This window comes from Sphingosinicella sp., assembly GCF_041916975.1.
Lineage (GTDB): Bacteria > Pseudomonadota > Alphaproteobacteria > Sphingomonadales > Sphingomonadaceae > Sphingosinicella.
In genome coordinates this window covers 3,101,825-3,114,375 of sequence record NZ_JAYRYK010000001.1, presented here as the reverse complement: position 1 = coordinate 3,114,375, position 12,551 = coordinate 3,101,825, and the positions used below count along the sequence as shown (strand labels likewise).

Below are 12,551 nucleotides of genomic sequence, written 5' to 3'. Positions count from 1 at the left end.
TCGAGGCCCATGCCGGAACGGCTTTGGGTGATCCCCCATGTGGAACCTTGCAAAGAGGTCCGCACCCCGCTTCCTTCGATGGACTGAGTTCATCGTTCGCAAGCCCGGCCGGGTCTTGCGGGCAAACTATCGAGAACGGGAGCGCATGACACAGGATCGCTACAGGGTCGCCGTGGACGTAGGCGGCACATTCATGGACTTCGTTTTGATGGACGAGGCCACCGGCGCCGCCCGCGTGGAGAAGATTCCTTCGATTCCCGACAGGCTGCACGAGCAGTTCCTCAAGGGCATCGAAAGCCTCGATGTCGATATCGACAGCATCCAGCAAATCTTCCACGGCATGACTGTCGGCGTGAACGCGCTGGTTCAGGAGAAGGGCGCGAAAGTCGGCCTGCTGACCACGAAGGGCTTCCGCGATGTTCTGGAGATGGGGCGCGGCGGCAGAAAGCCCGTCTACAATTTCCTGCACAGGGCAGCTCCGCCGCTCGTCGAGCGCTTCCTGCGTCTCGAAATTCCCGAACGCATGACCTTCGAGGGCGAGGTTCTGACCCCGATCGATCTTGAGGCGGTCGACAGCCAGGTCGATCTCTTGCTGGCGCGCGGCGCAGAGGCCATCGCGATCTGCTTCCTGCACGCCTACGCCCAGCCTGCGCACGAGATCGCGGCGTGCCAGCGCATCCTCGCGCGTTATCCGCATCTGCCGATCTCCGTGTCGCACGAGATCGCCTCCGAATGGCGCGAATATGAACGGACTTCGACGACGGTGCTGAACGCTTTCATCCAGCCCACGGTCCAGACCTATCTCACCAATCTCGAAAACAAGCTCACCGACGCGAATTACGCGCGTTCGCTCGCCATCATGCAGTCGAGCGGCGGCGTTGTGGATGCGAAGACAGCCGGCCGAAAGCCGATCCGCACGCTGATGTCCGGCCCCGCCGGCGGTGTGATCGGCGCAAAGTTCCTCTGCGATCGCCTTGGCTATGCGAATGTTATCTGCACCGACGTCGGCGGCACCACCTATGATGTCGCGATCATCGAAGACGGTCGCGTGCTCGAACGCAGCCAAGCCGAGATCGCGCAGCGGCCGATCCTCGGTTCGCTGATCGACGTCATCTCCATCGGCGCGGGCGGCGGCTCCATTGCCTGGCTCGACCATCGCGGCGGCCTGCAGGTCGGCCCACAAAGTGCAGGCGCTTCGCCCGGGCCGGTGTGCTTCGGGCGCGGCGGCACGGAACCGACCGTCACCGACGCACACCTCACGCTCGGTCGCCTCGATCCTGCCTACTTCCTCGGCGGCCGGATGCAGCTCGATACCGAAGGCGCGCGCGCGGCCATCGAAAAGAAGATCGCCGAACCCCTGGGGCTCGATCTTCAGTCGGCCGCGCAAGGCATCGTTTCGATCGCCGAAACCAACATGGCAAATGCCATTCGCAGCAAGACGGTCGAACGCGGCCTAGACCCCCGCGAGTTCGTGCTGCTCGCCTACGGCGGGGGCGGCGGGCTGTTTGCCTGCTCGGTGGCGGAAGAGCTGGAAGTGCCCAAGGTCATCGTGCCAAACGCGCCGGCGAACTTCTCGGCGTGGGGTATCCTCACCACCGACTACATGGAGGACGAGGTCCGCACCAAGGTCATGCCCTTCGACGCCGCGCACATCGCGGGGGCACTGGCGACGATGAAAGAGCTCGAAACACGGGCGGCAGGCGGCATCGGCCAATATGGCTTCGCCGCCGGGGATATCGAGCGCGTGAAACGTTTCGACCTTCGGTTCGAGAATCAGGAATACACGATCACAGTCGATCTGGAGGACGCATGGCAGGATGCCGCGTCTATTCTGGAAGGTGCGCGGCAACGCTTCGTGGACTCGCATATCCGGCTTTATGGTCACGGCGAGCCGGATGCTCCGCTGGAGCTGGTCTCCATCCGCTGCCGCGCGATCGGGCGCGTCCGCGCGCCGGAGATCGCGCCGATGCCGGAAAGGCCGCAGGGCGTGGCGGAACGGCAGCTGCAGGTCTATTTTCCCCGCACCGGGAAAGCAGTGCCCACCGGCGTCTTCGATCGCGAAACGCTCGCGACCGGCCAGGTCGTCACCGGCCCGGCGATCATCAACGAATGGACCATGACGACAATCGTTCCGCCCGGATGGCAGTCCACTTGCGACACCTTCGGCAATCTCGTTCTCGAACCCACTCTGTAAAGGCGGGAAAACATACCATGCGCAAAGTAGACGTCGTTCTGACGGAAATCATCCGCAACCGCCTCGTGGCCGCGACCGAAGAGATGGCGAAGACCATGATCCGCACGGCCTTCAATCCGCTGCTTTACGAAGTCCAGGACTTCAGCGTCACCATCATGTCGGCGAACGGCGACATGTGGGCGGAAACACCCGGCGTAATCGTGTTCAGCCAGGCCTTCCCGGAAGCCGTGCGCGCCGGAATCGCCCGGTGGAAGGGCAATTTTGCGGAAGGCGACGTGCTCATCGTCAACGATCCGTTCGAAACCGGAACGCATATTTCCGACACCAATGTCTACATGCCGGTGTTCTTCGAAGGAGAACTCGTCGCCTTCTGCGGAACCGCCGCGCACTGGGCGGACGTCGGCGGCAAGAATCCCGGCGGCTGGTGTCCGGATACGACGGATACCTTCCAGGAAGGTCTCTGCTTCCGGCACCAGAAGATCGTGGAACGCGGCGTCAAGAACCAGGGCCTCTGGGATCTGATCGACTGCAACGTCCGCGTGCCGGAAATCGTGAAGGGCGACCTTGAGGCGCAGATCGCCTCGTGCCGGCAGGGCTGCGAGCGCATCCAGTCGCTGTGCGCCAAATACGGCACGGAAACGATCCGCGAGGCGATGGACTATGTGATCGACCAGACCGACCGCTCGATGCGTGCAACGATCGCGGCGTTGCCGGACGGCGAGTACGGCACCTCGATCCGGCTCGACAGCGACGGCGTTCAGGAAGACGGCGAATTCCTCGTCTGCCTGAAGGTCACGATCCAGGGCGACCGCGTGCACTTCTCGCTGAACGGTTCGAGCCCCACGGCGCGCGGGCCGATCAACCTCCCCGCGCCCTGCACCAAGGGCATCCTGGCATCGTCGCTGAAGGGCATCCTGCTGCCGTTCGATCCCTGCAACGCCGGCCACACCAAGTGTCTGGATTTCGAACTGCCGCCGGAATCGATCGTCAATCCGGTGTGGCCCGCACCAACCGACTCGTACGGCTATGTCATCGAATGCCTGATGGACATGATGTTCCGGTGCTTCCTGAACATCGTGCCGGACAAGTGCCCGGCCGGCGGCTATCAGCTGACCGGTGCGTTCTTCTCGCGCAGCCAGTCACGCCACGGCAAGCCGTTCGTGATGATGGACCCGATGCACGGCGGCAACGGCGCGCTGATCGACCGAGACGGTGCGACCAACCAGCTGACCGGCAACGGCGACCTGCCCAACACGCCAATCGAGATCACCGAGACGCGTCATCCGTTCCGCGTCGAGCTGTTCGAGTTCGCGCCCGAAGTCGCGGGCGTCGGTAAGTTCCGGGGCGGCATGGGGGTTCGCAAGGACTACAGGTGTCTCACTGACGGCGTCTACGCCTCCTTCGTCATCGAAAACACCGCCGATACCACGGCCGCAGGCTTCAAGGACGGCACGGACGGCGATCACGGCAGCCTCACCGTGATGCCGGTGGACGGCGAGCGCATTGTCTACAACAAGCGCATCGGCTCCATCGGGCCGTTCGGGGAGGGCACACTGTTCCGCGTCATCACCGGCGGCGGCGGGGCGTGGGGCAAGGCCAGCGAACGCGATCCGGAGCTTGTGCTCAGCGATGTCCGCAACGAGTTCCTCACCGCCGAGGACGCCCGCACCCACTACGGTGTCGTCGTCGAGGAACGCAGCGGGGCCTGGTCGCTCGACCTGCAGAAGACGCGGGAGTTGCGGGCCGCTTCATGATCACGGTTCCCGACGCAACATTCGACATTGCCGTAATCGGCGCCGGCATGGCCGGCGCCTCAATCGCAAGCGCACTGTCCTCGACCTACAGGGTGCTGCTCCTCGAACGGGAAGATCAACCGGGTTATCACGCGACGGGGCGGTCCGCGGCGGTCTTCACGGCCATCTACGGCAATGAAACCGTTCGCGCCCTGTCGCGCGCCAGCCGGGACTTTCTCACCGCGCCGCCTGACGGCTTCGCCGACCACGCGCTCGTTTCACCGCTCGGCAACATGTTTGTCGCACGCGCGGACCAACTCGGGCGCCTGGAGGCCTTCTTTGAACGGCCGGATATCGCGCCTCTCACCACGTGGATGGATGCCGCCGCCACGCGGCGCCTCTGTCCGCTGCTCGCCGAGCCTTATGTGGCGGCATCGGTTTATGAGCCCGGCGCGCTCGCGATCGATGTCGATGCCCTGCAACAGGGCTATCTGCGCGCGTTCCGGCGGAACGGAGGCGCCCTGGCGACGCGGGCGGGGCTTGAAGGCCTCGACTATCAGGACGGTCGCTGGACGCTACGCACGGCAACGGGCGTTTTTGCGAGCGCGATCGTCGTGAACGCAGCCGGCGCATGGGCCGACCGCGTCGCCGCCATGGCCGGATCGAGAGCCGGCTATGTGCAGCCGTTTCGGCGCACCGCTGTCCTCGTGGACCCGCCCGCGGACATGGAAATCGCGCGCTGGCCGTTCGTGATGGATATCGACGAAGACTTCTACTTCAAACCGGACGCGGGCACGCTTCTGCTTTCGCCCGCGGACGAAACGGCCTGCGAGCCATGCGACGCGCAGCCGGACGAATGGGACATCGCCGTCGCGATCGACAGGGTCTGCGCGGCGACGACGCTTCAGGTCCGGCGCGTTCGGCACAGTTGGGCGGGCCTCCGCACGTTCACGCGGGATCGGCTGCCGATCGCCGGGCCGGATTGTGACCTGCCGGGCTTCTACTGGCTTGCCGGCCAGGGCGGCTATGGCATCCAGACGGCGCCGGCGCTTGCCCAACTGCTTGCCGCGCGGATTCGGGACGAGGCCTGCCCCGAGGCGCTGCGTGCCGAGGGCATTTCCTACACGGACACGGGCCTCGAGCGCTTTCGTTTGCAGCCTGCGGTGTGAGCGAGTCGGCTGCGGCTGCGACTCTTTCATATTGAACGGCGCCGGACAGACCGACGCGCAGCCTTTGCAGAGGAGCTGCAGGCCCTTATATTCCCTGTATGCGTACCGCGAAGTCCATTACTGCTCCCCCCGCCGCTCTCACGCCGCGTCTGCTGCCGCCCTTTGGCGAGCCTGTCACCACCGCCAGCTTCGGCATCGGCGAAGTGGTGCGGCACCGCTTTTTCCCGTTTCGCGGCATTATTTTCGATGTCGATCCGGAGTTCGCCAACACCGAGGAATGGTGGGAAGCGATTCCCGAAGACATCCGCCCGGCAAAGGACCAGCCCTTCTATCACCTGCTCGCCGAGAACGACGATCAGACCTACGTGGCCTATGTCAGCCAGCAGAACCTGCTGCCCGACGAGAGCCGTGCACCTGTGCTGCACCCCGCGGTTTCCGAGATGTTCGAGCGGATGCCGGACGGCAGCTATCGGCTGAAATCACGGCATCGCCATTGATGGCGAAAGCTGTGCTGAATCGGTTGACATTCGCGCCCACGGCCAGTAGCTAGCTGCGCTTTCCGCAGGCATCGGCGTGTTTCCACGCGCGGGTGTCTGTTGTTCAATTTCTGGGCCTAAGGTAGCCAAAGCCATGTTCGCAGTCGTGCGCACGGGCGGCAAGCAGTATCGCGTTGCCGCCGAACAGAAGATCACAGTCGACCGCCTGAAGGGCGAAGTCGGCGAAACCGTCCAGCTGGGCGATATCCTTGCCATCGGCGAGGGCGGCGAACTCAAGGACGTGGCTGGTCAGGTCGTTTCTGCCGAGATCGTGGCGCAGCCCAAGGGCGACAAGGTCATCGTCTTCAAGAAGAAGCGCCGCCACGGCTATCGCCGCCGTAACGGCCACCGCCAGCTGCTGACGGTGCTGAAGATCACCGCGATCGGCAAGGCCGCCGCGAAGGCGCCGAAGGCCGCGAAGGCGGAAGCCGCACCGGCCGTGGAAGCCGCCGCCGAGCCGGCTGAAAAGCCTGCGAAGAAGGCCCCGGCCAAGAAGGCCGCGCCTGCGAAGGCCGCTGCCAAGACCGACGCCGAGTAAAGAGGAGTTTGAACCATGGCACATAAGAAAGCTGGCGGTTCGTCGCGTAACGGTCGCGATTCGGCAGGCAAGCGTCTTGGCGTGAAGCGCTTTGGCGGGCAGGACGTGCTCGCTGGCAACATTCTCGTCCGTCAACGCGGAACCAAGTTCTACCCGGGCCGTAATGTCGGCATCGGCAAGGACCACACGCTGTTCGCGCTCGTCGAAGGCCGCGTAGCGTTCCACGACGGCAAGCTTGGACGCAAATTCGTCAGCGTCGATCCAATGCCGATGGCAGCGGAATAGCGAGGCGGCCCGCTTGATATACGGCCGCCGGGTAGGCGGCCCCTGAATCTGGTGCATACGCACAGGGAAAGGGAGATGGGTCGCCATCTCCCTTTTTTCGTCTCTCCCCTTCCCGATCGGGCATGGAGCGAGAGATGTTTGCAAGAACGAGACGGCTGTTTCTAAGGCCGGCGTGGCCGGAGGACGCTGCGGCGCTGGCCGCCACGATCGCCGACGCGGCGATCGTCCGCAACCTCGCGACCGCGCCGTGGCCCTACGGCATCGAAGACGCGCGCGAGAAGATCGCAAGGGACGCCGAAACGCCCCCGCACGAGGCGAGCAGCCTCATCTTCCTGCGCACGGACGGCGCGCCGGAACTCGTCGGCAGTGTCGGCTTCGGAAGGTGGAACGACAAGATCACCATTCCCGAGATCGGCTATTGGGTGGCGCGGCGCCACTGGGGCAAGGGCATCGCGGTCGAAGCTGCCGAAGCGATCATCGCGGCCGCCTTCCTCGGCGCTCGCAACGACATGCTCGGCGCGGGTCACTTCATCGACAACCCGGCCTCCGGCAAGGTTCTGAGAAAGCTCGGCTTTGTGGCCACGGGAGAGATCGTGCCCCACTATTGCCGCGCGCGCGACTGCGAGATCGACTCGGTGGAATACCGCCTGTCACGCGAACGCTGGCTAGATCGCGTCGGCATGTATAGGGAAGCGGCATGAAGTTTCTCGATCAGGCAAAGATCTACCTGCGCTCCGGCGGCGGCGGCCCCGGTGCCGTATCGTTCCGCCGTGAGAAGTTCATCGAGCAGGGCGGACCGGACGGCGGCAATGGCGGCAGGGGCGGCGACATCATTTTCGAAGCCGTCGAGGGCCTCAACACGCTCATCGACTTCCGCTACCGCCAGCACTTCAAGGCACCGCGCGGCGCGGGCGGTGCCGGCCGCAACCAGACGGGTGCATCCGCAGAGGACCTGGTGATCCCCGTCCCGGTGGGGACACAGATTCTGGCCGATGACGAGGAGCACACACTGCTCGCCGATCTCACCACGGTCGGCGAGCGTCTCACCTTCCTGCACGGCGGCATGGGCGGGCGCGGCAACGCCTCCTACAAGACCTCGACAAACCGTGCGCCCCGCCAGTCGCAACCCGGCATCCCCGGCGAGGAGATGTGGGTGTGGTTGCGGCTGAAGCTGCTCGCCGACGCGGGTCTGCTCGGCTTGCCGAACGCAGGCAAATCCACCTTTATCAACGCCGTCACCAACGCCAACGCCAAGGTCGGCGCATACCCGTTCACGACGCTGAAGCCGCAGCTTGGCGTCGTGCTGCACCGCGACCGTGAGTTCGTGCTCGCCGACATCCCCGGCCTCATTGCGGGAGCGGCGGACGGCGTCGGCATCGGGGACCGCTTCCTCGGCCATATCGAGCGCTGCCGCGTGCTGCTGCACCTCGTCGACGCAAGCGCACCTTCCCCCACTAAAGCCTACCGCACGATTGTGGATGAGCTGGAGGCCTATGGAGCTGGGCTGGAAGACAAGCCGCAGGTGGTTGCACTCAGCAAGATCGACCTTATCGACGCGCGCGGGCGTGCCGCCAAGCTGCGCGCACTCGAAAACGCCTGCGGGCAGAAAGTCCATCTGGTTTCCGCGGCCACCGGCGAAGGTCTGACCGAAGTGCTCGATGCGCTGCTGACTGTGATCGGCGAACCCGCACGCGGGTCACGAAAAGAGGCGGACAAACAGGCAGCATGGTCACCGATCTGAGCCCCTTTTCGCCCGGCAACTGCAAAGCTCTGGTCGTCAAGGTAGGTTCAGCCCTGCTTGTCGACGAAGACGGCAAGCTGCGCCGCGAATGGCTGCAAAGCCTGGCCGTCGATATCGCGGACCGGCGCACGCGCGGACAGCGCATCGTCGTCGTCTCCTCGGGCGCCATTGCACTCGGCGCGCGGCGGCTCGGGCTGCCGAAAGGCGGGCGCGCCTGCCTTGAAGATGCGCAGGCCGCCGCCGCCACGGGGCAGATCCTGCTCAGCCAGGCGTGGGCCGAACTGCTCGGCGACAAAGGCATCACCGCCGCGCAGATGCTGCTGACGCTCGGCGATCTCGAAGATCGCCGCCGCTTCCTCAATGCCGCCGCGACACTCGAACGGCTGCTCGGGCTTGGTGTTGTACCGGTGCTCAACGAGAACGACAGTGTCGCGACCGAGGAAATCCGCTTCGGCGACAACGACCGTCTTGCCGCGCGCGTCGGACAGGCGGCAGCAGCAGAGGGCGTGCTGCTCCTTTCCAACATCGACGGCCTGTTCACCGCCGATCCGCGCAGCGACCCGGACGCAGAACTCATCGCGCGCGTCGACGACATCGATGCCGTGCTGAAGCGCGTGACGCTCGGGGAAAGCGCCGCCATGGGATCGGGCGGCATGGGCGCCAAGGTCGCTGCGGCGCGCATCGCCTGCAAGAGCGGCATTCCGCTCGGCATCGCGCAGGGCACCGGGCTCAACCCCCTCGCGCATCTCGAAGAGAACGGCCGCTGCACAGTATTCGCCGCCGTCTCGGCGAGCCGGGCACGCAAGGCGTGGCTCGCAGGCCGCCTCACCTCCGCCGGGCGCCTCACCATCGATGCGGGCGCGGTGAAGGCGCTGCAGCGCGGCGGCAGCCTGCTCGCGGCGGGCGTGCGACAGGTGGAAGGCAAGTTCGCGCGCGGCGACGCCATCGAGATTGCCGACGAAAGCGGCCACGTGCTTGCGCGCGGGCTTGCGGGTTATGATATCGCCGATGCACGCGCCATCGCGGGCAAGCGCACCGAGGCGCAGGCGGAACTCCTCGGCTATGCGCCGCGCTCCGCAATGGTACACAGGGATCATCTGGTATTGTTATGAGTGAGATCGAAGCCCGCATCGCCAAAATGGCCACCGCTGCCCGCGCCGCATCGCGCGCGCTCGCGGCGACGCCGACCGCACGCAAGGCCACGGCGCTGAAGGCCGCTGCTTCGGCAATCCGCGCTGCCGCGCCTGCGATCCTTGCTGCCAACGCAGAAGACGTGAAAGCGGCCGAAGCGCGCGGCACCTCGGGCGCGATGCTCGACCGGCTGCGGCTTGACGATGCCCGCCTCGAAGGCATCGCGGCGGGCGTGGAGGCCGTGGCCGCTCTGCCCGACCCCGTGGGCGCGCCGATCAAGGGCTGGACGCAGCCGAACGGCCTCAAATTCGAGCAGGTGCGCGTGCCGCTCGGTGTCATCGGCATCATTTACGAAAGCCGCCCGAACGTCACCGTGGACGCGGGCGCGCTGTGCCTGATGTCGGGCAACGCCTGCATCCTGCGCGGCGGCTCCGAGGCGCTTGGCACGTCGAAGGCCCTGCACGCAGCGTTCATCGCGGGCATCGCCAGCGAGAGTCTTCCCGCCGACGTCGTCCAACTCGTGGAGACGCCCGACCGCGCCGCCGTCGGCGCGATGCTGGGTGCGGCGGGCCTTATCGACATCATCATTCCGCGCGGCGGCAAGGGCCTTGTCGCCCGCGTGCAAGCGGAAGCGCGCGTGCCCGTGCTCGCGCACCTTGACGGCATCTGCCACGTCTACATCGACCGCGATGCGGACGCCGATAAGGCGGAAGCCATCGCGCTCAACGCCAAGCTCCGCCGCACCGGTATCTGCGGCGCGGCGGAAACGCTGCTGATCGACGAGGCCGCGCAGGCGACCGGCGCGCGCGTCGTGAAGGCGCTGCTCGACGCTGGCTGCGAGGTCCGCGGCGACGACGCCGTGCGGGCCATCGACCCGCGCGTGGTGGCAGCGGACGACGCCGACTGGGGCACCGAATATCTCGATGCAATCATCTCCGCGAAAGTGGTGGACGGCGTAAGCGGCGCGGCTGAACACATCGCCCGCCACGGCAGCGCCCACACCGAGAGCATCATCACCGAGAACACCGAGACTGCGAACCGCTTCCTCGCGGGCGTGGACAGCGCCATCGTGATCCACAACGCCTCCACCCAGTTCGCAGACGGTGGAGAGTTCGGTTTCGGCGCCGAGATCGGCATCGCCACGGGCCGCCTTCACGCACGCGGCCCGGTCGCGCTCGAAGGCCTCACCACTTACAAGACCGTGGTGCGCGGCAACGGGCAGGTGCGCCCCTGATCGCCGCATGACCCCGCTTTCGATCCTCGACCTCTCGCCCGTCGTTCAGGGCAGCAGCGTCCGGCAATCGTTCGCGAACTCGGTGGCGCTTGCACAGGCGGGTGAGCGGCTCGGCTACCGCCGCATCTGGCTCGCCGAGCACCATGGGATGCCGGGCATCGCGAGCGCCGCAACCTCCGTTCTGATCGGCCATATCGCGGGTGCGACGTCGACGATCCGTGTGGGTGCGGGCGGCGTCATGCTGCCCAACCACGCGCCGCTGCTGATCGCCGAACAGTTCGGCACGCTCGATGCGCTCTACCCCGGCCGCATCGATCTCGGCCTCGGCCGCGCGCCCGGCTCTGATCAAAAGGTCTCGCAGGCGATCCGCCGCGATCTCCACGCCGCTTCCGAGCGCTTCCCGCAGGACGTGCAGGAGGTGATGGCATACTTCCGGGACGAAGGCCCGGTCCTCGCCGTGCCGGGGGGCGGCGCGAACGTGGATGTTTGGATCCTCGGCTCCAGCCTGTTCGGCGCGAGCCTCGCCGCACATCTCGGCCTTCCCTACGCCTTCGCCTCGCATTTCGCCCCGCAGGCGCTCAGCCAGGCGATCGAGGTGTACCGCGGCTACTTCAAGCCATCCGCCTACCTCGACAAACCCTACCTGATGCTTGGCTACAACGTCATCGCCGCCGATACGGACGAGGAGGCCGCCGTGCTCGCGACCTCTCAGCAGCAGGCATTCGTTAACCTCGTCACGGGTCAGCCGGGCCGCCTGCCGCCACCCATCCCGGGCTACCGCGAATCACTCCCGGCCGAGCTGCAGGCGCACCTGGCGCGCACCCTCTCCTGCTCCGCCGTGGGCAGTGTGGACACCGTGGCACGGCAGATGCAAGCGTTCGTGAAAGAAACCGGCACCGACGAGCTGATGGTTACGGGCATGATCTTCGACCACGCCGCCCGGCTCCGCTCCTATGAAATCGCCGCGCAGGCAGCAGGGCTGTAGTGGCGCGGATCGGGCTTATAGGCGGGTCGTTCAACCCGGCCCACCAAGGCCACCGCCATATCAGCATCGAAGCGCTCCGGCGGCTCGCGCTCGACGAGGTATGGTGGCTGGTGAGCCCGCAGAACCCCTTGAAAGACAAGGCGGGGATGGCACCGCTCGCCGCGCGCATGGAATCCGCGCGCCGCGCCGCACGCCACCCACGCATCCGCCCAACCGACATCGAAGCGTCGCTCGGCACCGTCTACACCGCCGATTCCATCGCCGCGCTGAGGCGCGCGTTTCCGCAGCACCGCTTCATCTGGATCATGGGCGCGGACAATCTGTTGCAGTTCAGCCGCTGGAAACGCTGGCGCGACATCGCACGCGAAGTGCCGATTGCCGTTATGGCGCGGGGCGATTACATTGGGCGGGCACGCCGGGCTCCGGCCATGGCGTGGCTTCGGCGGCATATCCGCGGCGAAGCGCGTGCCAAACTCTGGGCTGAATGGGAGTTGCCGGCGATAGTGATCCTTTCGATCCCGCTCGATCCCACCTCCGCCACGGCGATCCGCACGCGCGATCCGGGATGGGCAAGCCGAATTGGTGCAACGAACCCGAAGGGATAAGGATTGTCTCCCAGCAGCGCCGCGGCAACGCCCGGCGACCGTGACGGCGGAAGCTCAGAAGAGCTGCACGCCCTCATCCTGAAGTCGCTCGACGACGATCAGGCCGTCGATGTCATCGACATTCCGCTCAGCGGAAAAACGCAAATCGCCGATCACATGATCATCGCCAGCGGTCGCTCCACACGGCAGGTGGCATCGATGGCGCAGAAGCTCGCCGAAAAGATCAAGGCGGACCTCGGCCGCGTCGTGCGCATCGAAGGCCTGCCGACCGCCGACTGGGTGCTGATCGACGCGGACGACGTGATCGTTCACCTGTTCCGCCCGGAAGTCCGCAGCTTCTATAACCTTGAGAAGATGTGGGCCTTCGACAAGACGCCGGCGGCGGCCGCAACCGCCTGAG

13 protein-coding genes are annotated in these 12,551 nt (G+C 66.0%); all 13 read left to right on the top strand.

The genetic code is table 11. The features are described 5' to 3' along the window. Positions 1 to 37: 37 nt before the first annotated feature. The gene (locus ACE3TJ_RS14835; RefSeq protein ID WP_374597463.1) at positions 38 to 2,194 is read left to right on the top strand and encodes a hydantoinase/oxoprolinase family protein; all 2,157 of its coding nucleotides are present in this window, start codon (positions 38 to 40) and stop codon (positions 2,192 to 2,194) included. Positions 2,195 to 2,211: 17 nt separating this feature from the next. Further along, positions 2,212 to 3,948, top strand: coding sequence for a hydantoinase B/oxoprolinase family protein (locus ACE3TJ_RS14830; protein WP_374597461.1), 1,737 nt, complete (start codon positions 2,212 to 2,214; stop codon positions 3,946 to 3,948). After that, positions 3,945 to 5,096, top strand: coding sequence for an NAD(P)/FAD-dependent oxidoreductase (locus ACE3TJ_RS14825; protein ID WP_374597459.1), 1,152 nt, complete (start codon positions 3,945 to 3,947; stop codon positions 5,094 to 5,096). Before ACE3TJ_RS14830 ends, ACE3TJ_RS14825 begins: the two co-directional genes overlap by 4 nt. A 98-nt stretch (positions 5,097 to 5,194) precedes the next feature. Continuing rightward, positions 5,195 to 5,593 (top strand): heat shock protein HspQ, encoded by a 399-nt coding sequence (gene hspQ, locus ACE3TJ_RS14820; RefSeq protein WP_374597457.1) that lies wholly within the window; start codon positions 5,195 to 5,197, stop codon positions 5,591 to 5,593. Between the two features lie 133 nt (positions 5,594 to 5,726). Beyond that, complete coding sequence (gene rplU, locus ACE3TJ_RS14815) at positions 5,727 to 6,170, top strand: 50S ribosomal protein L21 (protein WP_374597455.1); 444 nt, start codon at positions 5,727 to 5,729, stop codon at positions 6,168 to 6,170. Between the two features lie 15 nt (positions 6,171 to 6,185). Continuing rightward, a complete protein-coding gene (gene rpmA, locus ACE3TJ_RS14810) occupies positions 6,186 to 6,455 on the top strand; it encodes a 50S ribosomal protein L27 (protein WP_121047484.1) in 270 nt (89 codons plus the stop codon). A 134-nt stretch (positions 6,456 to 6,589) separates the two neighbouring features. After that, positions 6,590 to 7,156 carry a GNAT family N-acetyltransferase gene (locus ACE3TJ_RS14805; protein WP_374597452.1) on the top strand — a complete coding sequence of 189 codons (567 nt, stop codon included), beginning with the start codon at positions 6,590 to 6,592 and terminating at the stop codon, positions 7,154 to 7,156. After that, the gene (gene obgE / locus ACE3TJ_RS14800) at positions 7,153 to 8,196 is read left to right on the top strand and encodes a GTPase ObgE (RefSeq protein ID WP_374597450.1); all 1,044 of its coding nucleotides are present in this window, start codon (positions 7,153 to 7,155) and stop codon (positions 8,194 to 8,196) included. The genes ACE3TJ_RS14805 and obgE overlap by 4 nt, the downstream gene beginning before the upstream one ends. Further along, positions 8,181 to 9,308, top strand: a complete 1,128-nt coding sequence (gene proB, locus ACE3TJ_RS14795; RefSeq protein WP_374597448.1) for a glutamate 5-kinase — start codon at positions 8,181 to 8,183, stop codon at positions 9,306 to 9,308. Before obgE ends, proB begins: the two co-directional genes overlap by 16 nt. Beyond that, on the top strand, positions 9,305 to 10,561 hold the full coding sequence (locus tag ACE3TJ_RS14790) for a glutamate-5-semialdehyde dehydrogenase (protein WP_374597446.1): 1,257 nt from the start codon (positions 9,305 to 9,307) through the stop codon (positions 10,559 to 10,561). The genes proB and ACE3TJ_RS14790 overlap by 4 nt, the downstream gene beginning before the upstream one ends. Before the next feature lie 7 nt (positions 10,562 to 10,568). Then, entirely contained in the window at positions 10,569 to 11,546 is a 978-nt protein-coding gene (locus ACE3TJ_RS14785) for an LLM class flavin-dependent oxidoreductase (RefSeq protein ID WP_374597444.1), read from the top strand. Next, a complete protein-coding gene (locus tag ACE3TJ_RS14780) occupies positions 11,546 to 12,151 on the top strand; it encodes a nicotinate-nucleotide adenylyltransferase (RefSeq protein ID WP_374597442.1) in 606 nt (201 codons plus the stop codon). The genes ACE3TJ_RS14785 and ACE3TJ_RS14780 overlap by 1 nt, the downstream gene beginning before the upstream one ends. A 3-nt stretch (positions 12,152 to 12,154) precedes the next feature. Then, positions 12,155 to 12,550: a ribosome silencing factor gene (gene rsfS, locus ACE3TJ_RS14775; protein ID WP_374597440.1), complete on the top strand. Its 396-nt coding sequence runs from the start codon at positions 12,155 to 12,157 to the stop codon at positions 12,548 to 12,550. The last annotated feature ends 1 nt before the right edge of the window (position 12,551 follow it).

What these genes read in the sequence shown, in the direction of transcription:
- ACE3TJ_RS14835 (WP_374597463.1), top strand. Translation starts at nt 38, where the DNA reads ATGTGGAACCTTGCAAAGAGGTCCGCACCCCGCTTCCTTCGATGGACT.
- ACE3TJ_RS14830 (WP_374597461.1), top strand. Translation starts at nt 2,212, where the DNA reads ATGCGCAAAGTAGACGTCGTTCTGACGGAAATCATCCGCAACCGCCTC.
- ACE3TJ_RS14825 (WP_374597459.1), top strand. Translation starts at nt 3,945, where the DNA reads ATGATCACGGTTCCCGACGCAACATTCGACATTGCCGTAATCGGCGCC.
- hspQ (WP_374597457.1), top strand. Translation starts at nt 5,195, where the DNA reads ATGCGTACCGCGAAGTCCATTACTGCTCCCCCCGCCGCTCTCACGCCG.
- rplU (WP_374597455.1), top strand. Translation starts at nt 5,727, where the DNA reads ATGTTCGCAGTCGTGCGCACGGGCGGCAAGCAGTATCGCGTTGCCGCC.
- rpmA (WP_121047484.1), top strand. Translation starts at nt 6,186, where the DNA reads ATGGCACATAAGAAAGCTGGCGGTTCGTCGCGTAACGGTCGCGATTCG.
- ACE3TJ_RS14805 (WP_374597452.1), top strand. Translation starts at nt 6,590, where the DNA reads ATGTTTGCAAGAACGAGACGGCTGTTTCTAAGGCCGGCGTGGCCGGAG.
- obgE (WP_374597450.1), top strand. Translation starts at nt 7,153, where the DNA reads ATGAAGTTTCTCGATCAGGCAAAGATCTACCTGCGCTCCGGCGGCGGC.
- proB (WP_374597448.1), top strand. Translation starts at nt 8,181, where the DNA reads ATGGTCACCGATCTGAGCCCCTTTTCGCCCGGCAACTGCAAAGCTCTG.
- ACE3TJ_RS14790 (WP_374597446.1), top strand. Translation starts at nt 9,305, where the DNA reads ATGAGTGAGATCGAAGCCCGCATCGCCAAAATGGCCACCGCTGCCCGC.
- ACE3TJ_RS14785 (WP_374597444.1), top strand. Translation starts at nt 10,569, where the DNA reads ATGACCCCGCTTTCGATCCTCGACCTCTCGCCCGTCGTTCAGGGCAGC.